The 23405-nt window shown below is 34.5% G+C and carries 19 protein-coding genes; 6 read left to right on the top strand and 13 right to left on the bottom strand.

Translation table 11 applies throughout. The features are described 5' to 3' along the window. Window positions 1-162: 162 nt before the first annotated feature. From BW935_RS13150 to BW935_RS13125, 6 genes are all read right to left on the bottom strand, one after another. Entirely contained in the window at window positions 163-1398 is a 1236-nt protein-coding gene (locus tag BW935_RS13150; RefSeq protein WP_076502171.1) for a glycosyltransferase, read from the bottom strand. Between the two features lie 63 nt (window positions 1399-1461). Further along, window positions 1462-2223 (bottom strand): hypothetical protein, encoded by a 762-nt coding sequence (locus BW935_RS13145; RefSeq protein ID WP_076502169.1) that lies wholly within the window; start codon window positions 2221-2223, stop codon window positions 1462-1464. A gap of 223 nt (window positions 2224-2446) precedes the next feature. Beyond that, the gene (locus tag BW935_RS13140) at window positions 2447-3895 is read right to left on the bottom strand and encodes a S41 family peptidase (RefSeq protein WP_076502168.1); all 1449 of its coding nucleotides are present in this window, start codon (window positions 3893-3895) and stop codon (window positions 2447-2449) included. 75 nt (window positions 3896-3970) lie between these two features. Beyond that, entirely contained in the window at window positions 3971-4903 is a 933-nt protein-coding gene (locus BW935_RS13135) for a hypothetical protein (protein ID WP_076502166.1), read from the bottom strand. A 245-nt stretch (window positions 4904-5148) separates the two neighbouring features. Beyond that, window positions 5149-5913 (bottom strand): type I methionyl aminopeptidase, encoded by a 765-nt coding sequence (map, locus tag BW935_RS13130; protein ID WP_076502164.1) that lies wholly within the window; start codon window positions 5911-5913, stop codon window positions 5149-5151. Between the two features lie 388 nt (window positions 5914-6301). Continuing rightward, on the bottom strand, window positions 6302-6721 hold the full coding sequence (locus BW935_RS13125; protein WP_076502162.1) for a hypothetical protein: 420 nt from the start codon (window positions 6719-6721) through the stop codon (window positions 6302-6304). Between the two features lie 397 nt (window positions 6722-7118). On the opposite strand from BW935_RS13125, the gene BW935_RS13120 reads away from it, so the two are divergent. Next, window positions 7119-8861 carry a coiled-coil domain-containing protein gene (locus BW935_RS13120; protein ID WP_076502161.1) on the top strand — a complete coding sequence of 581 codons (1743 nt, stop codon included), beginning with the start codon at window positions 7119-7121 and terminating at the stop codon, window positions 8859-8861. A gap of 319 nt (window positions 8862-9180) precedes the next feature. Here the strand turns inward: BW935_RS13120 and BW935_RS13115 are convergent, their stop codons facing one another. From BW935_RS13115 to BW935_RS13105, 3 genes are all read right to left on the bottom strand, one after another. Beyond that, a complete protein-coding gene (locus tag BW935_RS13115; RefSeq protein WP_076502159.1) occupies window positions 9181-9747 on the bottom strand; it encodes an RNA polymerase sigma factor in 567 nt (188 codons plus the stop codon). A 169-nt stretch (window positions 9748-9916) separates the two neighbouring features. Beyond that, window positions 9917-10549 carry a response regulator gene (locus BW935_RS13110; RefSeq protein ID WP_076502158.1) on the bottom strand — a complete coding sequence of 211 codons (633 nt, stop codon included), beginning with the start codon at window positions 10547-10549 and terminating at the stop codon, window positions 9917-9919. A gap of 108 nt (window positions 10550-10657) precedes the next feature. Beyond that, window positions 10658-13717 (bottom strand): ligand-binding sensor domain-containing protein, encoded by a 3060-nt coding sequence (locus BW935_RS13105; RefSeq protein WP_175606671.1) that lies wholly within the window; start codon window positions 13715-13717, stop codon window positions 10658-10660. A gap of 218 nt (window positions 13718-13935) precedes the next feature. Between BW935_RS13105 and BW935_RS13100 the strand changes: the two genes are divergently transcribed. Both BW935_RS13100 and BW935_RS13095 read left to right on the top strand, forming a co-directional pair. Next, window positions 13936-15903 carry a PKD domain-containing protein gene (locus tag BW935_RS13100; protein WP_076502152.1) on the top strand — a complete coding sequence of 656 codons (1968 nt, stop codon included), beginning with the start codon at window positions 13936-13938 and terminating at the stop codon, window positions 15901-15903. Between the two features lie 96 nt (window positions 15904-15999). Further along, the gene (locus tag BW935_RS13095; RefSeq protein ID WP_076502312.1) at window positions 16000-16524 is read left to right on the top strand and encodes a dihydrofolate reductase family protein; all 525 of its coding nucleotides are present in this window, start codon (window positions 16000-16002) and stop codon (window positions 16522-16524) included. A gap of 40 nt (window positions 16525-16564) precedes the next feature. Here the strand turns inward: BW935_RS13095 and BW935_RS13090 are convergent, their stop codons facing one another. The 3 genes from BW935_RS13090 to BW935_RS13080 all read right to left on the bottom strand — a co-directional run bounded on the left by BW935_RS13090 (window position 16565) and on the right by BW935_RS13080 (window position 19077). Next, the gene (locus tag BW935_RS13090; protein WP_076502149.1) at window positions 16565-17770 is read right to left on the bottom strand and encodes a hypothetical protein; all 1206 of its coding nucleotides are present in this window, start codon (window positions 17768-17770) and stop codon (window positions 16565-16567) included. A gap of 129 nt (window positions 17771-17899) precedes the next feature. After that, entirely contained in the window at window positions 17900-18343 is a 444-nt protein-coding gene (locus BW935_RS13085) for a DUF4345 domain-containing protein (RefSeq protein WP_076502147.1), read from the bottom strand. A gap of 29 nt (window positions 18344-18372) precedes the next feature. Beyond that, complete coding sequence (locus BW935_RS13080) at window positions 18373-19077, bottom strand: hypothetical protein (RefSeq protein ID WP_076502144.1); 705 nt, start codon at window positions 19075-19077, stop codon at window positions 18373-18375. Window positions 19078-19230: 153 nt separating this feature from the next. On the opposite strand from BW935_RS13080, the gene BW935_RS13075 reads away from it, so the two are divergent. Together BW935_RS13075 and BW935_RS13070 are read left to right on the top strand one after the other, a co-directional pair. Next, window positions 19231-19902 (top strand): hemerythrin domain-containing protein, encoded by a 672-nt coding sequence (locus tag BW935_RS13075; protein ID WP_084565952.1) that lies wholly within the window; start codon window positions 19231-19233, stop codon window positions 19900-19902. A gap of 93 nt (window positions 19903-19995) precedes the next feature. Beyond that, on the top strand, window positions 19996-20859 hold the full coding sequence (locus BW935_RS13070) for a phosphate/phosphite/phosphonate ABC transporter substrate-binding protein (protein WP_076502139.1): 864 nt from the start codon (window positions 19996-19998) through the stop codon (window positions 20857-20859). Window positions 20860-21041: 182 nt separating this feature from the next. On the opposite strand, the gene BW935_RS13065 is transcribed toward BW935_RS13070, so the two are convergent. Then, entirely contained in the window at window positions 21042-22331 is a 1290-nt protein-coding gene (locus BW935_RS13065; protein ID WP_076502136.1) for a hypothetical protein, read from the bottom strand. A 202-nt stretch (window positions 22332-22533) separates the two neighbouring features. On the opposite strand from BW935_RS13065, the gene BW935_RS13060 reads away from it, so the two are divergent. Continuing rightward, complete coding sequence (locus tag BW935_RS13060) at window positions 22534-23256, top strand: class I SAM-dependent methyltransferase (protein WP_076502134.1); 723 nt, start codon at window positions 22534-22536, stop codon at window positions 23254-23256. Window positions 23257-23405: the final 149 nt, after the last annotated feature.

Here is a 23405-nt window from a genome sequence, read left to right as displayed (position 1 = left end):
CCCTTCACCCTGTGGAACTCAGTCAATACGCTATAGGCGCACACAACAGCCACTAGCCAAATGCTATGCATTCATAGATGCCAATAAATAAACAAACACATTATCTATAAAATCCCTGATAGAAGAATGCATCAATCAGGGATTTTTTTGAGGGCTAGTAGGCTAAATGTTTGCTGTGGTTTTTTCTATTTCGTCAATCGTTTTTTCAAGTCCGTTTTCGTTGTTAATTAATGTTTGTATCTGTTTTGCATTGACATAAAGTTGTTCGTTTGTCAAGAGTTCTTTTATGCTTTGCAAAAATATTTTTTCTGTCATTTTACTGATGGGTATCGGTTTCAATGCTAGTCCTTTTTTGTAAGCGTGTTGTCCCCAAAACTTTTGGTCGCCAATAGGGTAAAGTATTGGGCAAATTAGAAAGGGTTTTCCTGCTCTCAAACATTCTGCTGTTGTTCCTATGCCACCGTGATGAATGATTGCTTTTGTCAATGGGAATAGTTTTTCGTAGGGTGCAGACGAAATAACTTTAATACTTGGATTGTTTTCAAGTCTTTCGGTTTGGTCAAGTCCCCAACCTTTGACTATAATTATTCTTGTTTCAAATTGTTCGATTAGTTTAACAATGGCTGTCTGTAAGTCAAATTTGCTCTTAAACGGCATACTCCCAAATGTCATTAGCAATGGCGGTTCTCCTGCATTGATGAAGTCTTTAAGGTCTGTTGTGAGTTCAGTGGATGAAGTCCCAAACCAAAATCCTGTAAATTTTGATTGAACAGGAAAGTCTTGCGGAACTGATAAAAAATGAGAACTTATTCCGTAAATATTCTTCACTGTCGGAATAGAAAACTTTTTAGGTAAATAAAACTTTGCTCTAAATTGTCCGATTGGCTTTGATAAAAGTTTAATACTCAGGTTGGAAAATTTGTATGTCAGTTTGTTGAGAAAATTTGGTATTGGTAAGCCACTAAATGCAGGATTGGCAAATTCACTTGTTGGCTCAATAATGGGCAAAACATTCGCTTTTATCATTTTGTGAGGAAATTGGTCGGCAAAACTGTCTGCCAAAGTTTTTACGTGATAAAGAACAATGTCACTTTCCTTTGCTAATTTGTAAAACGCTGTCAATGAGTTTGTAATTAAAGGATAAACCCAAGTGTTTAGATTTCTCTTAACTGCAATTGGGTTTCCTTTCATCATCTTTTTCCCTTCGTCCGAATTCAAGAGTTCTTGAAAGTCTGCTTCTACTGGTGCGAAGTCAATGTCGTAAGATTTTACAAGTTGCTCAAAGTTTTTGGCAGTTGATAATGTTACTTGGTGTCCACGTTGTTTGAGTGCTTGTCCCAAGACCGCATAAGGTTGAACGTCTCCACGAGTGCCTAAGGTAAGAATAGCAATTTTCATAATTGGGATTGGCTATCTTTTGATTATGGAATCTAAGTTAATGGTTGCTTTTTTTACAAATATTTAGCCCTCTGAAATTTCCTTTAACTTTTCCAATGCTGTCGGATAGGTTGTGGTAAAATAGTCCATGTATTCCTCTACAGTGTACAACTCCACTATAACTGTCGTAACACCATTATTTTCCCAAAAAGAATAATTTTCAAGACCGCCTGCCCATTGCTCGTGATAATGATTGTAATATCTTGCAACCTCTTCTACTGTATTGATACGCTTTTCTTGTATCAACTTTACTAATGGGGGACAATCAAAAAAATACGTTGACAATAATTGCCGCTTCAAACCAAACATTCCTTGAGTAGCACGTACCATCACAAGATCATTCTCCTTCAAGAAAAATGGAGCGGTATGAATCTGTAAATCATCATCAACAAAGTAATCAAGGTAAATGCTTAACTGTCCCGCTAACTGTACCTCAAAAATTTTGTAATTCCTACCAGCATCAATTGCATACATTTCTTTCAATAAAGCATTGTTCCTTTTTACACGCCAACTTACAAATTGACGCTCCCCCATGGTATAACCAGAGATTTTATGAGGTTTATATTTTTTGACTGGACCTTTCCCACTTGGTTTTACCCTTACACTTTCAAGGAATTGATCTCTAAACCCATGTTTTACATTTGCGACCTCTCCAGAGATAACTTTCCCATTCTTCAAGGTAACAGTGCCTTCAGTATAATTGTATCCCTGCTTGCCTGTTTGGCCGATAGCCAAGCTAATGGATAACATCAATGCAAGGAGTAAACAGGTAAGCTTTATGTCCATATTTAATTTAATCTTAATCCCCTTCAATCCGTAATGATTTCATCTTTTTTACCCTTCAATTATAAATCCACTTCTATTTTAAATATAGTGTATTTCACATACCTTATTCAATAGTATATTATCTAAATGCTAAGTTTGATTTTTTGTTTACATTATAATCTCAAGTTGAACATTCTTGATAGATCTACATTCCAAATTTGATTATCTAGAACATTTTATTTTTTTATTTTAATATATATTCTCTAAAAATATAAGCTATAGGATCTACTCCTTGATTAATAAGATCATCTGGTTCAACAGATTTTAGACCCTCTTCACCATTATTTGCAATATTATATACTGAAGATACTTGATAAGTAAGTTTTGAGTTAGGTAATGTGAAATTTGCTATTGCAAAACCATTGAAGGAATATAAATTTCCAGTTGGTTGTCCTATGATCTTACCCATGTTATAATGTTTAAACATTTCTGCAAAAATTGATCCCGCAGAAAAAGTATTGTGGTCAATAATTAGGTATACATTTCCCTCGAACCTTTCATTGATTGGAAGTGGATTTTTCAAGTCATAAGTTATTTTTTTTAATTCGTAAGGCTTAGCTCCATAAAAATTGCGGGAATATTCATTTATCAAATATATTGGCTTGAACCATCGGATACTCTTGGGGATAAACTTTTTATCAAATGCATCCTTGAATTCTGGTGTGATTTTCCAAAGAGCTTTCGATAGCTTCCTGAAAGGCCTGTGTGCAATATACTTTGCTAAATGTTCCCCATAGCTATCAGCCCCACCATCATGGCCTCTAAAATCTAAAATTAATTCTCGTGCCTTTAGGTCTTTTAATGTTTGAAAGGAGTGCTTATAGAAAGCTTGATAATCTTTTTCATGTCCATTAAAATCCGAAATTTTCATATACCCTACATTATCTTCCAATACTTTGAAAGAGTATGATTCAGTATTTGTGATTTTGTAATTTATTCTGTCTTTCCATAGAATTCCTTCTACTTCTATTGAATCTATACTTGAGTCTTCATTCTTTTTAAATTGAACTTGATAATCAGCCTCCCATTCGTAAGATTTCCATAAGTAAAACCCGAAGTCATCTGAGATTTCAAGAACTTTTAAAGGTTGTGTTTCTTTTGATGCATGCTTTAGTAGGTCTGAAATCAATTCCTCAGAAGTCCTCCCATTTATTTTGATTATTTCAGTGCCAGGAGGTAATGTACTCGACATGCTGTGGCCACCAGTAATGGTGATTTGCTTATTTGAAATTTTAGCCGGAAAGGGGAAAAACTTTCCCCCTTTTTTGACATAATCAGTGAGAATGTAGGAATCATGAGTATTGGAGTGAGCATCATTATACTCTATTATTAACTGATCAATAATTCTCCAAAAGTTTATAATACTTAAGCTATCAGGAAGCTCTTTTTTAATAGCATCTCTTCTTGAAAGAAAATGCATCCTTTCAAAAAATCTGTAAGGATTAGGGTGAACCTTTTCAAAAGTAAAAGTTAAGCTGTCAATATCATTTGACATTTCTATTTTTGAAATATAGCTATCAATATTGACTAAACTGATTGATTCATCAATCATTGGATCAGATAACATCGCAAAGTAGGAGATAGCAATCAGGAGCGATGCAATCAAAATCCAACTAACTCTTTTTCTAATCATTATCAAACTGAATCAGTTTACATTCAATCTTTTAAAATTAATATCCTTTCTCAAATCATACTGTTTTTAAGTGCCCTAAAGCTGTGTCTCTAATATGGCATCCTTAAATTCAATAACCGTTTCACCGTTGAGTGTAGCCACAAAGTTTATCCTGACTGTACTATTAAGCTCACCATTGACCTGCATTTTACTTATGATTTCAAAGCTGCCTGAGGTGTCATAAATATACCATTCTTCTGGAATCACCCCAGCATAGAATGCCCTTGGTACTCCAGTGAATTTTTTGAAATCAATCCGCTCTGTGGTAGATAATTCATCAAAAATATAAAGCCCTAAAGGCATTTCATTGATGGTTTCTTTAAAATTTCTGAATTCTATTTGATAACCATTGGTAGAAAATGCTTCATAACTTATTGATTGATCCTGCTCTATTCTCGTAATTCTATTAAATACAAAATCCCGAACTCCAGTAGTCAGTTCGCTGATAAAGGACAGACAATTACATGGAATAAACTCCTTTATCTCAATTTCAGTATCAATCACTACAACTTCTGGCTCTTCAAAAAAATTACTTGTTCTTTTAAATAGTTTCCCGAAGATCTTCATCTTTAACCTCTGATCCTCTACGTATTCAAAGCTTTCTATCCATAAAGTTGAAATAGGTGTAAAGAAAGCACTGTAAAATTCATTGTTTGGATCAGTATAGTCCTTATACCATAGACTCAGGATGTTTCCGTTTTTATCTAATTTCAATTCAAAAGCGGAACCACCATAATCCAATTCATTTGGTCTGGTAACCCAATGAAGAAAAGATATAGTTAATTCATTGTTGCAACAATAGGAAGCGCTCAAATCACGTATGCTATGAATGGGTTTTTGACCATTGATCCTTAAGTCAATTTTGTTAGACTCCAATGCATCAGTAATATTCTGGGAATCATCAATGGGAGAACAGCTGTATACATTTAGTAGGAGAAAAAAGAGAAATGATTTAAAGAAAAATTTCATATAAAAACTTATTTAATTGAATAATTGATTATTCCATTTTTAGAAAAGAATGTTTTTAAAAACGTATTTATATTTCCTTTCTAATTCAATGACAAAACACTGATCAAAGTAAATGTAAGGAATTTAGTTGATGATCATTCAAATTTTATTTTCTAATTCCTAATTCCTAATCCTTTAAAAGTTTTAAGTGCCTGTAACTATCCACACCCAAAATATTCGATGCTGAATCAAACAATCACTAAACCCTAACCCCAAATTTCATTTTTTTCCGTCAGAATGATTGGCTTTGAGTCCGTTATTATGATAGTATGTTCGTGTTGTGCCATATAACCACCTTTATTCCCAACCATAGTCCAATCGTCATCTAAGGTTATCGCATAATTGGAATGTGTAGATATAAATGTTTCTATAGCTACTACTGAATTTTTCTTGAAACGGGTCTTATTGTTTTTATCTGCGAAGTTGGCAATTTCTGAAGGCTCTTCGTGTAAACTTCTTCCGATTCCATGCCCAGTTAAATTCTTGACTACCTTAAATCCACGCTTTTTTGCCTCAGTCTCTATAAGTTGTCCAATGTCTGCAATCCTGACCCCACCTTTGATGTTTAAAATTGCTTTTTTTAAAACTTCTTTTGAAGCATCCACAAGTGTTTGATATCCAAATTTGTCCTCACCAAGCACAAAAGAACACCCATTGTCAGACCAAAAACCATGGAGCTCTGCCGAAACATCAATATTTATCAACTGTCCTTCTTTTAAAATTTTGTTTGGAGATGGTATTCCATGACAAAACTCCTGATCAATACTGATGCAAGTCCAACCAGGAAATTGATATGTTTTGTTAGGTGCTGAGTTTGCTCCGAAATCATTTAATATTTTTCCTCCAAAGTCATCTAGTTGTTTGGTAGACATTCCAGGCTTTGCATAATTCTTCATTTCTTTTAAAGTATACGCAACAACTTCGCTTACTTGCTGCATTCCTATTAATTCTGACTCTTTTGTTATTGACATGATTTATTAAATAATTTTTTAATTTAATTCCGATTTTTTAGTTTTATAACTAAAGGTTTTATTTAACGTAAATAAAGCTTTTCAATTGATTTTTTCATTAAATCATATTCTCAAGATAGAAGTATGATCCAATTGGTTATTCACTAAATCCTCCTAGGGTAGCGAAATTAGTACTTTGATTTAATAGTATCTGATTATACGCTTTTTTGCCAATAAATCAATTTATTGGCTCACTCGGTTGCTTATGGTCAGTATCTACAAGTAACTTATTCTGCAGCAAATCCAATATCAATTAGTAACTAGTCTGCAGAGGCGGATCCGGAGTTAGATAAATCAGAATTTTTTAATGTTACTGGTGAAGTTCCGTATATACATATAGTAATATTTTCTATTTATAATTTTCTGCTTCAAAGACAATTCTAAATAATTGTTCACCATTTTTGTCTTTGTAATTATATACCATTGTGATTTCGTTGTCTCTGAAAATTTTTAAGTCTGGGCTAGTTTTAATGTTATTCAAAATGATGGGTTGTAGATAGCTTTCAAGTGCTTCAATATCAAGCTCAGCCCTCCCCATATTCACTAAAGTATAATTGTATTCAAATGTATTGTCATTTAGTACCATGGCATTGTTAAGCTGAGTTTCAGAGTCTACCATAATTGGGCATGACTTATTTAAATCATTGGCCATTTCCCGTATTTGATTTTCAAAAGAAATAGGCTTAAAAAATACTTGTTGAACCGCTAGGTATACAATTAAAAAGGCCGCAGCTCCGAAAATCATTCCAATTATATTTTTGTTATTCATAGCGCTGATAATGTTTATTCTATTTCAATTGTTAAAGAGTCATTGTTTTAGCAAAATTTGAAATTAGCTTCAATTAAGTTTTAATAGATTATATCTATATGTGCTTACTTACACAAGCAAGGTAAACAAGAGTTGAAAATAAGACTTCATATTCTATAGCATTTCTTCTATTGATTGGTATTCGTAAATGTAATGGCATCCCTTACAAAACGTGCAAAATTACTCCTATTGATAATAGATTAAATCTTAAAATTCTAATGTTACAAACAATATAGTATGAATTTGAGCCAATCACAATAAATTTATTTTTTGATATAATTTGTTAATACTTGTAATAAGTTATATTTACTGGATTTAATAAGTAAATATCGATTACCTTTCCCCGTTTTCATGATTTATGAAGATAAATATTGATTCCGCATTCAAACAGCTATTAGCTTGTTTAATCTATTTCATTTCTCCTTTTTGTTTTAGTCAAAACTTTTATACCTCCGCCCTCAGCGATCCTGCACCTATTTATGAACAAGGCTTAAGTGTCAGTATTAATGGAAGTTTCGAATTAGTAGGAGATAGCAAAAATGCACTTCTTGGTAGTCAAACTTTCACACTTCAATTTGCCTCCTTTGTAGGAGGAGTCAATACAATCTATGGTATACAATACCGAGGTAAAGTTTATCATGACTATAGTTTTAATGGTGCTCTGAAGGAATATTTTGCGGCATTGAAAGTGCGAGGTATAAGTTATTCCATAGATGTGACTGGCTTGAAAGATGCAAGTTGCAGAACTTTTACCGCCGTGAATGTAGCGCCTGGGAATAAGAATGCTAGATTCTGTGAACCCACTGGCGAACCCATTAGAATCGATGATATAAGAATCACAAGAGTTTTCCTTGATGGTGTTGGTAACTTACAAAGAAAAATCGATGAATTGGAAAGGGAAGAGGAGCGTCGCAAAAAAGAAGAGGAAGAGAGAATCAAAAAGGAAGAAGCTGATAGAAAAGAACTAGAGCGATTAGAAAAACTTGCCAAAGAAAAAGAAGCGTTAGAAAAGGCTGAAAAAGAAAAATTGGAAAGAATAAAACAAGAACAGCAAGAAGCTGAAGTCCTTAATGCTCGAAAAGCTGATCTTGAAAACAAAAAAGCATTAGAAAATGAGGCTGCAGAAGAACGAAGACAAGAATCGCTCAGGTTACATCAAGAACACCTTGATAAGATGAATGAAATTTACAATAGTCCAGAAGCTATTAATTTAAGAGCGAAAATGATGCAAGCTAAAGCTTTAGAAGCAGAAGGTGACCAGCTTTGGAGTATGGGGAGTTTTTATGCTTTTCAAGCCTATCAAAAATATGAAGAAGCACAGAAAATCTATTACTCTGAGCAGGTACAGAGCAAAATGAATGAAATAGGTGGCTATGTTCAACTAGCTCAAGGGTTGTCTTCACTAGGAAATATTATTACTGAAGAGCTTGATGAAATCACCGAACTTTTAGATCCACAAAGTAAAACTAGCTGGAGTCATCTAGGTCTTTACCATGCGGGACCTTTCAAAAATATTGGTGATATCAATTCCACGGCTCCATCATCAACTTATTTGGTCATGGCTATGAATTTTTTGGCGATAAGCCTTGATTTGAGAGCTAGCTATCATGTATTACCTGTGCAGTCTTATTCTATTTATAGACAAGGATGGAACCTAGTGATGCCCGAAGTAGCCACCGTAGCCACCACTGCTTATGGGATGGGTTATACCGTAGGGCTAAACATTCCATTTAAATATGTTCAATTTTACGGTAATTATGGAAATGATTATTTATTCCCAGACAAAACGGAAGTGTATGCACCCAACTATTATTATGATGGTGTTCCAAATCCAGGTGATGAAAAAAAGCTAACCAGGTATATATTTGGGATCAACTTTCAAATTCCTAAATCACATTTCGGGTTTGGAGTTTCATATAATTTGTTTACACTTTCAGGAGGTGATACCTTAAGTTTCTTAAATGAATTAGTATATACTGGCACAGAATCAAATAGAGCTACAAGCCGTGGTCTAGAATATCACCTCTATGAAAATTTGAGTGAAAATTATAAATTCAATAATTTTGGAGTAAATATATTTTACAGATTCTCTCCTAGATGAAATGTGTTTGCTTCAAGAAACTCTATCTATAAAATTGTGTATATCCGCTTAATTGCACGTTGCTGAAAAATTAATAGGGAAAGTAAGATTTCATGTTTGGGTGACTAGAGGCTCTAGTCTGTAGACTAGTAACCGCAAAATGTAAGGCTTCTTCTTTCATAACGTGAAAGATTGCGCATACTCAAAATTATAGAGCTATAATTTTGAGCTAAAAATTAAATTTACACATTAAGTATTTAAAGCTATTTCAGTTAGGTAAGTATTAATGTAATTGATTAAATACCTGGTTTCTGGCGCATAACTCTAAAAATTAATAGCTTTAAACTGTTGCTTCAACAGCTAAACAAATATTTGATTTCAACATTTTTTGCAAATATGTCCTTGCTCTGCTTAATTGGGATTTGGAGGTGTTCTCGCTTATATTTAATCTCTGTGCTATCTCTTGATGACTGTACCCTTCTATAGCGAATAGATTGAAAACAGCTTTGTAGCCTGATGGTAAAGTATTGATGATTTTCATTAAATCTTCTACTGCTAAAGAATCTGATTGTTGGTATTCAATAGGTGCAGGGAGGATGCCATCAATCCCGATTTCATTGTAAAGGTTTTTTTCTTTTTCCAAGTACATAAGGCATTCATTGACCATGATTCTTCTAATCCACCCTCCAAAACTCCCTGTTCCTTTGTACTGTTGTATTCTTTCAAATACTTTCATAAATCCAATAATCAATACATCTTCTGCAGCGGCAGTTACCTTGATATACCTCAAACATAACATATACATTTTTGGGGAATACTGATCATATACTAGCTGTTGAAAACTAGAATTTTTTTCTAAGCAACCTAAGTAAAGTTCTTGATCTGTATAGTGAATTTGATTTTTCATAAAAGTTTTTGGTTAAAAATATTCTGTAATAATTTTCACCAAAGTTCCTGATAATCAATACAATTAAAAATCACATAAATGGGTGAATTTTTTACATCCAATTGCCCATCTGGTTTTAAAAATAATCATATGCTACTACCAAAAATTTGTATAGTCTGATGGTTAGTCCTTAAACAATTCGGTCTTTAAATGCCTTAGCGACTGCCTCAGATTTAGAGTTTACATGGAGCTTTTCATATACTTTTTTGATATGGCTTCTGACAGTATCTATAGCAATGAACATTTCAGCAGCGATCAATTTGTAAGAGTAACCCTTCACCAGCAGCTGAAGGACTTGTTTTTCCCTCTCTGAAAGGTTGTAATCATTGTCAGAAGGAATATTGATTTGTGCAAACATTTTTAAAACCTGGGAAGCTACAGATGCAGTCATTGGAGCACCACCTGTTGCTGCTTCTTGAATATATTCCAAAAGTTTTGCTGGTGGTGTTTTTTTTAAAATATAACCATTAGCACCATTTTGAAGCGCTTCGAAAATATTTTTATTGTCATCAAAAACTGTTAACATTAGTATGCTTACTTCTGTATTATGTTGACGCACAAGCTTAAGACCTTCTATGCCATTGACTACAGGCATATCAATATCCATTAATATGACATCAGGTTTGAATGATCCAACTTCATGGACCACATTGGAACAGTTTTTAAACGATCCAAGGACCTGAAATCCCTCACTTCCGTCAATTAACATTGTTAGCCCTTCTCTTAATAGGGGATTATCTTCATATATTAACAGCTTTATCATTGGACTTTCAGTTTTTGGTTAGTTACAAATAAAGAGGAATTTCTTGACGCTGTCAATCACATAAATAGGTGAACCTTACCAGCAATATAATCTCCTATTTAAGATGCATTATACCCTTATTTCCAAAACCACCTCAGTTCCTTCGCCAATTTTTGATTTGATCTGAAGTTTTCCCCCCATGGTTTCAGCTCTTTTTTGCATATTATTAAGTCCATTGCCTGAATCATCATTCTGCAAATCAAAGCCCTTTCCATAATCTCTTATTTTCATGATCAGCACATTTTTTTGGACATAAAAGTGGATAAAAGCACGTCTGCAATCAGAATACTTGATTAGGTTATTGACAGCTTCTTTAAAAATCAGAAAAAGATCTCTCCTGTAATCCATAGGAAGTTTAATTTGATAAACACTTTCCTCAATCTCGAATCTTACATCTATTTCTTTTGCATCCATTCCATTAAATGCAAATTCTCGCATTCTGGATATTACTTTTTCCATGCTGTCATTTTGGGGTTTTATGCTCCATACAATGTCATCCATGGCTTCAAGCATTCGCTGAGAATTATCAGATATTTTTGAGATATACTCACTAGTCTTGACTGGGTCATTGCCTAACTTGGTTTTTGCCATGGCGCTCAAAATATTTATTGTACTCAATGTTGAGCCCATATCATCATGCAAATCTCTGGCAACTCTATTTCTTACTTTAACTACAGCCAAAATCCTATTGAGGTGAAGCCTATAAATAAGCAGCAGCGTACCTATGATGGATAAAATGACCAATAGTCTAAACCACCAAGTTTCATAATAAGGAGGGGTGATTCTAAATGAAAAAGATCCAACAGCTGAAGCTCTTCCCTCTTCATTTTCACTTCTAAATTCAAGTATGTATTTCCCTGGTGGTAATAGTGAATAAATTGCCATATTAGCATTTCCGCTCGTTCGCCATTCTTCATCAATTCCTGATAAACGATAGTGATAAGTGAGTTTGTCCTGATTGATAAAGTTTAACGTACTAAAGAAAAATGTAAACGCATTCTGATGATGGTTAAATGTTCGTTTCTTTTCTGTAGTTAATGAATCAACAAAAATAAAGTTATCAAATAACTTCAAACTGGTTAGTAGTGGCATTTCAGGGGTAAGCGCTTGATTGAAATCCATAGGATCAAATTCTACAAAAGAATAGTATCCCGTAAAAATGATTTTACCATCAGATCTTAAAAAACCTCCATTACCATCCCTCTCCATTAGTCCAAAACCATCTTTAGAACCATAGTGTATAAATTGGTTTCTGAAATAATTGTATTTACATATACCATTTGGAGTATTAAGCCAAAGATACCCACCGTTATCAATTAGCATGTGTAGTATGTCATTACTGATCATTCCCTCTGAATACGAAAGAATTCTATTGGTATGGGAATTGAAATTATAAGCATTCAATAGATCATAACCAAAAAAGAATATGCTATCATTCAATTGTGTGATTTTCTCTACTTTGTTAGAAGATAGTATAGTGTCGTCAAGATGTCTGATAGTTTCACCAGTAGTACTATCCAAACAATATACCCCATTATTAGACGTACATACCCATACCCTGTTTTGTTGGTCAACCAAATGAGCTAAGGTAAATCCATTGAAAGATCGGATTACTTGAAATGCATCATTAGAAACAGGTAGTCCAGCTTTGTATTTGATTAGATCACCACGTTGAGTGGTAAACCAGATATTGCCCGAACTGTCTTCGGAAATACTTCGAATAGTAGAGTTTTTAAAAACTGGAAAATTATAAAATTTTGAGCTTTGAGTAGTAGGATCTACAATATGTAACCAACCTTCCTGGTTCCCAATCCAGATTTTACCTGAACTATTTTCCTGAATCAAGCACCATGGTTGTGTTGTCGACCTCCCTTGAGGTGCATTTTGATAAAGGTATTTGGGAGTGATGTCTTTGTAATTCTGATCTAAAACCAGAATTCCTCTTCCCCAACTGGGGATCCATAATTCTTTTTTCCCCGATTTCTCCAGTTCAATCCCTCCTAAAAGCAGATGATCCGGCTCTAATTCATGGAAACTTTGATAGTTAATCTCAGGAAAATCATCTATATAATAGTAAAGCCCTTCATCAGAGGCTAACCATATACCTCCTTCTCGATCTTCAAATACTTGATAAATTTCAGAAAATCTGAAAAATTCATTTCTAGGAGTACTAAAGGATAATTGATTTGGTTCTAATATATACAAGGAATTGACACCATAATACCATAACTCACCGCTTCTACTTTCCAATGATGTCTTCATTTCCCGATATTCTTTCGAAGTATTGACAAGCTGACTTGCTAGGTTTACAAAATCTCCTGTTTTTTCATTAATGGTCAAAAATCGTTGATCTGGATTCCAAAAAACAATCCAAAAATTTCTGGACTGATCTATGGAAATATCGAATACCACTTTGATTTCTTCATTGTCAAGATGAGGAAGATTTTTGGGATTTTGTCCCTTTTCAAAGATCTGATTGCTGATAGGGTCATATACGGATATTCCTTGCTGAGAACCTATCCAATAATATCCCGTCTTTCGATCTTCAGTTATGCAAATAGGCTGATGACCTTTTGGGTATCTGATCGGGTTGCCCACTTCGGAAAATACACTTTTCTGCTGATCGTAATAGAGAATCTTATTTCTTCGTAATATCAAAAACACTTGCCCTTTGCTATCGATCCATAGTTTCTCACCATGAAATCTTACATCAGCTTTTTCTAATGGAACTTCTTTAAAGCTGTAATCAGATGGATTAAAGATCCCATAACTGTCACCATATCTGATCCACATATTACCATCCAAATCTTCTAAAATTTGCCTGACAGGTTGCGCATATCTCTGAGCAGGTTTCAGGACAGGGAAATAAAGAAAGGATTTTCCGTCAAATCGCTGCAGACCATTGGAAGTGCCAATCCAAATATACCCTTTCTTATCTTGCCAAACTGAATAAACATTATTGGAGGATAACCCATCTGCTATGGTAAGTTTATTGAAAAACCTATTGGGACTGGCAAAGCAGCCAACTCCAGTAACAATAAGTAACAATATCGTATAAAAACACTTCATCAAAAGGCTAAAATACTTATCAATTGCTTCATTTTCACCAATCGAATTGATAAATAACATCTTTATGTGATTATTGGGCTGAAATTTTTGTAAATCACTGAATTTAAGCAGATTTTGACCTTTTTCTATTGGTATTTGATCGTTTGAATCTTCAAAATTGGAAGAATTAATGATTCTGGAAATCGAGGGATGCAACTCAACGCATGAATTATTCATCAAGAAAATGGAGCTTCGGTACTTTGCCGAATCATAAGTATCACATTAACTATTCTCTAATTATGAACAGATTTTCAAATCTTTTGTACTTCACAATTTTAATTTGTTTTGCTTTGACTGCTTGTCAGCAAGATATGGGACAGGAAATTCCAAATAACTTAAAGGCAATTGCAGGTGAAGACCAAGAAGTGACTGTAGAAACAATAGTCTTTCTTGAAGGTAAAGTAGAAGGCGCAACTGGAGTAATCAATTATCTGTGGACAATCAAATCCAAACCGGATGGTAGCCAAGTTGAAATTGATGAAAGCCAAAAGCCCAATGCTCAATTTCGCCCTGATTTAGTAGGGGAATATATCCTTGAATTGACAGTCAAACAGCATACTTTTTCTGCCAAAGATGAGCTGAAAATTACAGCAATTGCAGAGAATGAAGTCCCAATTCAAGAGCCTGAAAATTACCTATCAAAGGATATTAATGAAGATACTGTATGGGAAAATAAATTTGAGGATCCAGCAATTCCAGATTACATAGTTACCAAAGAAATAACTGTCAATGCAAAACTGACAATTTTACCAGGTGTTGTGGTGCATTTCAAAGAAGATGCTGGACTAAAAATCAATGGTAATATAGTGGCTATTGGACTTCCTGACCAACGTATAAGTTTGCAAGGCGAACAGCCGAACAGTGGATATTGGAAGGGAGTATTGTTGAATACTACTAGCACAGGGAATAAATTGAATAATGTGCTCATTGCACATGCAGGAGGTAAAGAGTTTAATGAATTACCAGGAGTAAGAGCAAACTTATTACTTAAAGGTTTTAGTCAACCTACCTATCTTGAACTGAAGAACCTAACGATAAGAGAAAGCAATTCCTACGGGTTATATGTTTCCTCTGATGCTCAGTTAAGTGTTTTTGAAAATAATAGTTTTTCTAATAATACTGGTCCATCTGCTTTTGTCCCAGCATCTCAAATCCATAAGTTGGATTTCCATTCTAGATTTAAGGGTCAAAATGGTTTTGACGGAGTAGAAACAGGAGGAGATCTATTCCTGTCAAATGCTGTTCATTGGAATGGATTCAACGATCAATCAAAATATCTGATCAGTTCAGATTTAATTGTTAAATCAGGTTTAGAGATTAAACCAGGCTCGTTAATAGAAATGCTTCAGGATAAAATGATTCATGTCTTGCAAAATGGGTATTTAAAAGCTATAGGTTCACAATCCCAGAGAATTGATATTTCAGCAAACATTAAAGATGGAATTCATAATTGGAAAGGAATTTGGATCCAAAGTAGTCATCCTGAAAATATTTTATCCAGAGCAGATGTATCTTACGCAGGAAGTGCACTAATACCCGGAATGTCCCATAAAGCCAATATTGTCGTTTCAGGTAAACTTATTTTAAGGATGTCCAGAATCAATCATTCTGCTGGATATGGTATTTATGCAAAAGAATCTCAAGCAGTAAATGAGGATATAGCAACCTCTAATGTTTTTGGGAATAATACCTTAGGAAATGTATTTCCTGTAAGTTTGGCAAATCCAGGGCAAACTACCCTACAAGGTGACTGGATGGATTGGTGGAGTTTTAATGAAGAACTATTTAACCTTGATCCTGAATTTTATAATGTTTCTTCTGGGATGTGGTTTGGCGGAGCTGCAACTCCTTGGCACACGAATCGAGCAGGAGGCTTTGGGATTCGCTTTTCGGAAGATGGGAAGTTTACATGGTTGATCACCGAAAAATTTGAAAATGACCCCAATTGTCTATCCTACTCAACAGAATATATTATAGGTAACTATCAAGAAATTGGGCAATCAATAAATTTTCAGCAGACATTTTGGAGAAGTAAATTCTACTTAAGCTGCGATACCAGTCAAAACTACGAAGAGCAAGTTGAAACAGGAACTATTCGGCTTCCCTACGAGATCAAACGTAGTTTTCATCCATTATCTGGATTAGCATTTTGGGAATTGAAATTTACAAACCCCGACAACTCAACTTTTTCTTATTTTAAACTTTAGGAAAATAACTTTTCAGAGAACCTCAACTTATATTTGGGGTTCTCTGAAAATTTTATTCTGGATAAATCCATTATTAATCAACAAAAGATAAGAGAAGTGAGAAAAGTTATTTTATACATCGCCTGTAGTTTAGATGGGTACATTGCCAAACCTGGTGATGACCTTTCTTTTTTGGAAGCTGTAGCTAAAAAAGGAGAAGATTATGGGTATGCAACATTTTCTGAATCCGTTGATACGATAATCATGGGTAGGAGAACATATGAATGGGTTATGTCTCAGGTCGAAGAGTTTCCACATCAAGATAAGAAAACCTATATCATCACTAGGGAGCTCAGAGAAAGTATTGGCAATGTTCAATTTTACTCTGACGATATAGCAGCCTTGATTGAAAGGCTACGAGCTAAACCCGGTAAAAATATTTTTATAGATGGAGGCGCGCAAGTAGTAAAAATGATGCTTCATGCAGGAGTATTAAATGAAATGATCATTTCCATTATCCCAGTTGTAGTAGGGGCAGGGATTCCACTTTTTGTTAAAGGAATTCCCGAAAGCAAACTTAGCTTGTTAAGTTCTAAAAGTTTTGAAAGCGGCTTGGTGCAATTGCATTATAGTTTTCGATAGCAATTGATTACTTCAATACTGCTGTATCAACTACTTATAGCTAATTCAAATCTTCTTTTGGACCTTTAGCAAATATGTTTATCCAATCGCCTAAAGACGTAACATTGGATGCATTTAAAAATTCCTGTAAGTTATCTCCTTGCAATATCTCAATTCTTCTTTTTAACTCCAGCTTGAACGATTCTGTGATAAAAAAAACAGTTCTTCTCGATTTCCCTATTTTTTCAACAGGTGCTAGAAAAATCAGGCCGTCATAGGCATCTGACATGAGCGTATTTTTTTGAATATTCAAGCTATGGTTTCCTAAATAGGGAGTTCTTCCAAATGCTGTATGCTTGAAGTCTAATCCAACTTTTAATCCTTGATTTTTACAAAAAGCCTTTTCCCATAATCCATTAGCTGCTTGGATGAAACTAAACTCAAAATTCTCTAGTCCTTCGGAAGTGTTATGTTCTTGTATTACTTCTTTTTTTTTGACAACAGAGAGAAATAAATGATGGAATCTAATGGAGAATGCTTTTTCTGGGTAGAAATGATCGAAAAATGCATTGGTGTTCCAGTAAGGCTCCCCACTTTGGTTATAAATGATTTTATATGCGTGTCGGGTATTGGTCAGAAAAATCCCTTTTTTCCCATTCTTGAAATTTTCCATCTGCATCAATATAGTATGATACATGAAATAATCTCTAGTATCCAGTGTTTTCAAAAATCTATCATAGTCTTTTTTTGATTGAATGGCCTCCCAATAGATCGGTGGACTTACTGCTATGACTTTTAACCTAGATATTTCATGTATTTGATGTTTCACATCCCAAATAGTTGATAAAAGATTGATATAGCTTTCATATGGCCAACCATAGCCGCTATAATCATGTTGAAAAACTTCATAAAGGATGGAAAATTCTTTCGAAGGAGCATCAAAGAATAAATCAAGACTTTCTTGTGCATCTGTGTGAAAAACTTCAATAAAAATGAAGTCAATATTTTTTGAAAATTCAGGATTCCTTACCAATTCTTCATAGAATAAAAATGGTTCTTCTGCATGGTGAAAGCCATCATCAAATACTAACAGGTCATGCTTATGGATTTTATCTAACACATATTTAGTCGGATCCTTCCCGTGTTTTGACAAATCCTTTTGAAGCTTTTTCTCAAGTCTGCTTTGAGCTTCAACAGAAAATGTATTAAACAAAAGCAACAATAAAAGTGGTAGGGTTCTTAATAAGATAGTAGGGATTAAGTACATAAGGGATTCATTTTTTAACAGAAAAACTACCGGATGAATTTAAGTCAAATCAAGCGATTGTTTGAGCAAATTATCCGGTAGAAAAATAATGTAGTAAGTAGAATCTGTTTGTAATCAGTTGTTTTTTTATTATTTACCTTGGTCTACCATTAAGTAAATCATCTCATCTGATTTGGTAAGTATGTTTTTGATAATCAATAGAAACAATCCAATAACGCACAATAAGCTTTCTATCAAAAGCCAATTTGCTCCAAAGTCACCCAGTTTTCCATCCATCAAAATCGTCAAAATTCTGCTTAAGGCATAACTTCCCCAAAACAGGATTAAGAAGCCATGGGCCCATTCGGGCTTTTTGAAAAAAAGGAAAAGCAATAAGCAAGAAATCGTAAAGCCAACTCCTCCATAGACTCCTCGAATAGAGCTAATTGCATCAGTATTGGTTAAGCTTACCCTTACCAACTCCATTACTTGCTGTGGGGAAAAAATCCCCATAATACTGACATAAAACAAACTAATAAAGGAAATTAGGATGTAGCATTTTATAGTATTTACTAATATTTTATTTGTGATCATAAGTTAATAATTATTGGATTTGATTTGAATTAGTTATAGAAGTAATGAGAACAGCTGTTTGAGTAATAAAAGATGTGTTGTCCAAAATCTTTAAACTTAGGCCTTTTGATTTCTTTTAAAGCATCACAATCCGAAAACATTTTCTTAAATGCTTTTTTGTATGTGCCTTTTTTGACTTTAAATATTTCGGAACCGTCTTTGGAAACAAGGTAAACCCGTTGCATTTCTCCAGAAATGGTAACCATGCCTTTATGAAGAGATGTGGTTTTTCTGGCATTTACAGCGTGAAATACCTGAAAATGTTCATCAAAATGGGGATTCAACAGTTGGAGTAATAATTCCTTTCCTCCTTTTAGCTGAGCATTTCTGAATACAACATAGTCATTCTGCTGTATAGCGCTCCTGTCTGTTCGGAACAATGCTTTGATCGATGCGGAGCTTTCGTTGAAATATTGAGCTTTTACAAGTCCGTTAGAAAAAATCCCTAATTCAAAAATATTATCCGCTTTGTATGAGTGTTTGATCCCAGATTCATCTTTTAAAACCACTCTGCTTACTCCTCTACCACTACTTGTATTGACTAATTCACCATTGATCCTAGTGCCATCTTTCAATAGGATGTAAGCGTCCTTTGAAAAAGGCATTTCCTCTAATGGTGGCAATAGAGATTGAGAATTTACCTGTATTGGGGATAGAACCCAATAGATGATCAGTACGAAAAGAATTTTGTTCATGATTTTTTTATTAGAAGATGGTATAAGCTAATGAAAGGTTGCTTTTGGAAGTACTTGAGAATGCAGAATCACATCTACATGTGGTTTTCAAAAAGTGAGGCAACTACAGGATGATTTTATCCATCCTATCGATATAAAAATATTAAAAGTACTATGCAAACACTACGATTAAATCCCTATTTATTGCCTCATAAAGGATTGAGGTATCTTATGGGTAAGGTTTCAAACCTAGCAGGAAACTTGGACCAAACGAAACAGGAAGAAGTCAAAAAGCTTCAATTGCTATCCAACGAGTTGTTTTACCTCTTAGAGCAGCATGCACATGTGGAAGATCATATGATCTTGCCGGATTTGGAATCCAAGTGCCCTGGAAGTACCCAAGAAAATCAACAAGAACACGAATACCTGGAAGGGCTTGTAATTGAACTGGGAAAAAAGGTAGATTCACTCATTTGCGGAGATTCTCCAAGGAATTTCTTTGAATATTTCCTGTCATTGTCTGAATTTCAATCAAAGTATCTAGCCCATATGGTTTTTGAAGAAAGAAAGGTTCTGAATCTAATTTGGGAAAACTACAGCGATGAAGAGTTATTTGAGCAACATCATAGAATTGTGTCTTCCTTTTCTCCTGAGAAAATTCTACGCTGGTTTCGATACATTGTACCAGCACTTGATCCCAGTGAAAGAGTTATGGCATTATCAGGTCTAAAAGCAAATGCTCCAAAAGTATTTTTTGACCAATTGATGAATGTTATAAGCTCAGAAATGGAGCCATCCGCTTATTTTGAATTATTAGACGCTCTGAATGAAAGAGAACTAGCTTAATTAAAACCGCTCAAAGGGTATCTGAACTATTAAATCCAGATACCCTTTTTTATTACACCTCTTACAAAATGAATTTATCTTCAACTTATCTACATGAAAAAAATTGCACTTACGTATTTTATCTTTTTCTCAATTCTTGTAAATACTTCCGATGCTCAAGAAAAAGAAGAATCAATCATATTAGCCACGTATACCTATGGAACTACCGATAGGCTAGAAAATCTTCAACCTTTGGCCAAATTGATTGAAAAAAAGTTGGAAAGAAAGATTTGTGTTATCACCATATCATTTCCTACGGTTGATCAGTTGATTGATGCGATGGTCAGGCAGGAGGTTGATATTGTATTTGTCAGTACGGCAGGTTATTTTCATTATTTAGAGCATGCCCATGCATTTGAAATTGCAGTAGCATTAATAGATGAATCAGCATCTGCTACCAGTTATCGGTCAATTATAGCTTCTTCCATGAAATCAGGAGTTGCTGATTGGAATGAACTCATTGAAAAGTCAAAAGACTTATCCTTAACACTTGTAAATCCTCAATCTACATCCGGATACTTATTCCCTTTCTTTTATTTACAAAATCATCAAATGACACCTTTGGAAGAGCATTTTGCTTCCATAGATTTTTCAGGAAGCCATCAAAAGGCTTTGGAAGAAATTCTATCAGGAAGTGCTGATATAGCTGCTTTTGGAGCTAACGATTACTATGCTTTGGATTCACCAAAAGAGAAAATAAATATCCTCTGGATGTCTGGTGTTATTCCATTGGGACCAGTTTTACTTAGAAAGACATTAGAAGATGATGTGAAACTCAGAATTGAACCAATCCTAAACAGTCTCCATTTAGAAGAACCTCAAATTTTTGAATCTATAAAATCTGGATGGGTCGAAGCAAAAAATGCTAGTAGATTTGAAAAAGTCGACCTAGATTATTATTTGAATTTCCTAAAATAATTAGTAAGCGTACAAGAGAATTTTCTGATTCATTACTCTATTTTTTAACTACATGATTCGCCCGAATTTGGCATATTGCCAAATTCGGGCGAATCATAATTTCCAATATGAATACCTAAAAAAGAATGCTTGATAGTTATTGTATTTATGGTAGGTTAAATTCTTTTGAACCTACTCTGAAATCAATTACTTAGGGTACCTGAAAAATCTGCATGAAAATTAAAAGGATGATAGGTTAGGATGTTATTCATTTCTTTCCTTTCATAAAGTATGCCTGCCATCGTTCCTTTAATAGTTTTTCCAGTATTTGTACTGCTTTCAGTGATAGTTATATTGCCTTCAAAATAAGGCTCTAGGTTTTCATTGAATGCTATCGAATAGAAGCTTTTAGAATCCGATATAATCTCTATCCCTCCCCGAACTAAATTAGAGAAATTGTAACTTCCTTCTCCCTTAAATTCAGGGATAAAAAAAGCGAGATTAGCTACATAATTTGCATTGGATTTTGCCAACATATTGATGGTTAAGATATCGCCGGACTTGCCTATAAATACTTCTGCATTGCTATAAGCATAAGGGCCTACTTCAAAGCTATTTTTGTTTTCAAGAGTGATATGGGAAAGGAGGAGAAACTTCCCTTTTCCTAAGGAAAGTTCAGCCGAAACCATCACTTTAGGTATTGTGGGTAAAATGGAGGGGGCAGTATAAATTCCTAGAGTGAAATCATTAGCGATGAATCCTAAGTGGCCTCGCTCTGGTTGTGTTCCGCTGCTTTGTCCATCAATCAACCACTCCCGAACTAATGCCGGCTGTACCCTTACTGGTGGAACCAATGGTGCTAAGAGATCATTATATTCCGGGTCTGTCCGCAGGCTAAGTTCATATTCATAACCAACAATCTCTAATTCCTGTGATTGTAACAATCCTAAAGTTTTAGCACCTGGTTTTATCATAGCAGATGCAAAAAATGACCACTTACCTGTTGAAATCTGGCCTTTAATAGTTTTCGTGCTAGAGTTCACCTGAAGGTTACGGGTGGATTTCCAAATACCTTTTTCATCCTGTTGTGCCAAATGAATGAAATCAGGACCAGTTCCTTCCAAATCATCGTCTGCATATGTAAATATAATTTCTATGGGTTTTTTCGGAACTTGACCATTGATTCGTAAATCAAAAGAGGTCCCTATACTTAAAGGCAAAGTCTGGGAAAGCATTTGTACTTGAACCAGTGTAGATTGAGCAAAAGCACCTTGTGGGAAGATCAGCAGTAGTTTCCCTTGATCTAGTTCTATACGCCCCCCACTTGAGTTGATTTCTAATTCAATAATTTCCCCAATAGGAGACCCTACTCCTGTAGGAACACCAATGGGAAGAGGAGCGGGAGGATTTGGAAAGTTTTCCATCAAATCCCTGATGCAAGATGTGTTTAAACCTATCAAGATAATGAAAATTAGAAAGTTAGTCTTTTTCATGTGTAGTTAATTTAAATAATAGTAACAAGTTTTAGATTATGTTCTAGATGGGGACAAATAGCGAATGGTTGCTCAAAAAATTAATAATCACATGTTTATGTGTTTTTTTACCATAGTGCAACTTCTTGAAGGGTTTTACCATCAATCATTAAGAAGAGCGAAACTGTTCTTCTACATGAAAATAATAAACCAACTAGAATGAATGATTATGGAAAAACAGGTGATTCAATGCTTCAAAGAGGGGGGAGGTGTACCTTATTCAAACTATGAAAGATTTCATGAAGTCATGTCTGAAGACAGTGGTCAAACCATTGTGACAAATTTAATAAATCATATTTTGCCTTTGATTCCCGGTATTGTGGGACGATTGGAAAATGGTATTTCTGTATTAGATGTAGGGTGTGGTTCAGGAAAGGCAATTTTGGAGTTAGCAGAGAAATTCCCTAATTCTTTATTCCTGGGAATTGATCTTTGTGAAGAACCAATTCAAAAAGCTTTGGAAACGGCCAAGGAAAAGGGGCTCAAAAATACATTTTTTCAAAAGGCAGACTTGAGCAAATTTAAACCAAACGTACAATTTGATCTAATTCTTGCATTTGATGCTATACATGATCAACCATTTCCGAAAATTGTTTTAGAAACCATCTACCAGTGTCTTAAAGATGATGGTGTTTTCCTGATGCAGGATATTGATGCCTCTAAAAATGTTGTAAATAATTTGAACCATCCGTTTGGAAGGTTATTATATGCTGTTTCTACAATGCATTGTACTCCTGTGTCCATTGCGCAGGGAGGATTAGGATTAGGCGCCATGTGGGGGACAGAGACCGCAATGACAATGTTGCAAGAAACTGGCTTTACAAATATTCAAGAGAATAGACTTTCTCACGATATGATGAACTGTTATTTTGTCGTTTCAAAGTAGGAGGGATTTTAGCAGGTGCTGAGGCAAAACCTGAACTACTTCAATAACTTATTGGAAATAATACTAAAGAAATATGAATAGAAGTTTAGCGGTAATTGGAGGAATATTTTCACTTTTCATGATATGTAGCCCACTATTTGGGCAAGTCA

The organism is Belliella pelovolcani, from assembly GCF_900156785.1.
Taxonomy (GTDB): Bacteria; Bacteroidota; Bacteroidia; order Cytophagales; family Cyclobacteriaceae; genus Belliella; species Belliella pelovolcani.
Note: the sequence above shows the minus strand (reverse complement) of the source record. Positions and strands in the feature narration are given on the sequence as shown.

Excerpts from the sequence above, each read along its gene's own strand:
- BW935_RS13100 (WP_076502152.1), top strand. The coding sequence starts at position 13,936 with ATGAACAGATTTTCAAATCTTTTGTACTTCACAATTTTAATTTGTTTT.
- BW935_RS13075 (WP_084565952.1), top strand. The coding sequence starts at position 19,231 with ATGCAAACACTACGATTAAATCCCTATTTATTGCCTCATAAAGGATTG.
- BW935_RS13120 (WP_076502161.1), top strand. The coding sequence starts at position 7,119 with ATGAAGATAAATATTGATTCCGCATTCAAACAGCTATTAGCTTGTTTA.
- BW935_RS13115 (WP_076502159.1), bottom strand. The coding sequence starts at position 9,747 with ATGAAAAATCAAATTCACTATACAGATCAAGAACTTTACTTAGGTTGC.
- BW935_RS13080 (WP_076502144.1), bottom strand. The coding sequence starts at position 19,077 with ATGAACAAAATTCTTTTCGTACTGATCATCTATTGGGTTCTATCCCCA.
- BW935_RS13135 (WP_076502166.1), bottom strand. The coding sequence starts at position 4,903 with ATGAAATTTTTCTTTAAATCATTTCTCTTTTTTCTCCTACTAAATGTA.
- BW935_RS13125 (WP_076502162.1), bottom strand. The coding sequence starts at position 6,721 with ATGAATAACAAAAATATAATTGGAATGATTTTCGGAGCTGCGGCCTTT.
- BW935_RS13065 (WP_076502136.1), bottom strand. The coding sequence starts at position 22,331 with ATGAAAAAGACTAACTTTCTAATTTTCATTATCTTGATAGGTTTAAAC.
- BW935_RS13145 (WP_076502169.1), bottom strand. The coding sequence starts at position 2,223 with ATGGACATAAAGCTTACCTGTTTACTCCTTGCATTGATGTTATCCATT.
- BW935_RS13105 (WP_175606671.1), bottom strand. The coding sequence starts at position 13,717 with ATGTTATTTATCAATTCGATTGGTGAAAATGAAGCAATTGATAAGTAT.
- BW935_RS13150 (WP_076502171.1), bottom strand. The coding sequence starts at position 1,398 with ATGAAAATTGCTATTCTTACCTTAGGCACTCGTGGAGACGTTCAACCT.
- BW935_RS13140 (WP_076502168.1), bottom strand. The coding sequence starts at position 3,895 with ATGATTAGAAAAAGAGTTAGTTGGATTTTGATTGCATCGCTCCTGATT.
- map (WP_076502164.1), bottom strand. The coding sequence starts at position 5,913 with ATGTCAATAACAAAAGAGTCAGAATTAATAGGAATGCAGCAAGTAAGC.
- BW935_RS13110 (WP_076502158.1), bottom strand. The coding sequence starts at position 10,549 with ATGATAAAGCTGTTAATATATGAAGATAATCCCCTATTAAGAGAAGGG.
- BW935_RS13070 (WP_076502139.1), top strand. The coding sequence starts at position 19,996 with ATGAAAAAAATTGCACTTACGTATTTTATCTTTTTCTCAATTCTTGTA.
- BW935_RS13090 (WP_076502149.1), bottom strand. The coding sequence starts at position 17,770 with ATGTACTTAATCCCTACTATCTTATTAAGAACCCTACCACTTTTATTG.
- BW935_RS13060 (WP_076502134.1), top strand. The coding sequence starts at position 22,534 with ATGATTATGGAAAAACAGGTGATTCAATGCTTCAAAGAGGGGGGAGGT.
- BW935_RS13085 (WP_076502147.1), bottom strand. The coding sequence starts at position 18,343 with ATGATCACAAATAAAATATTAGTAAATACTATAAAATGCTACATCCTA.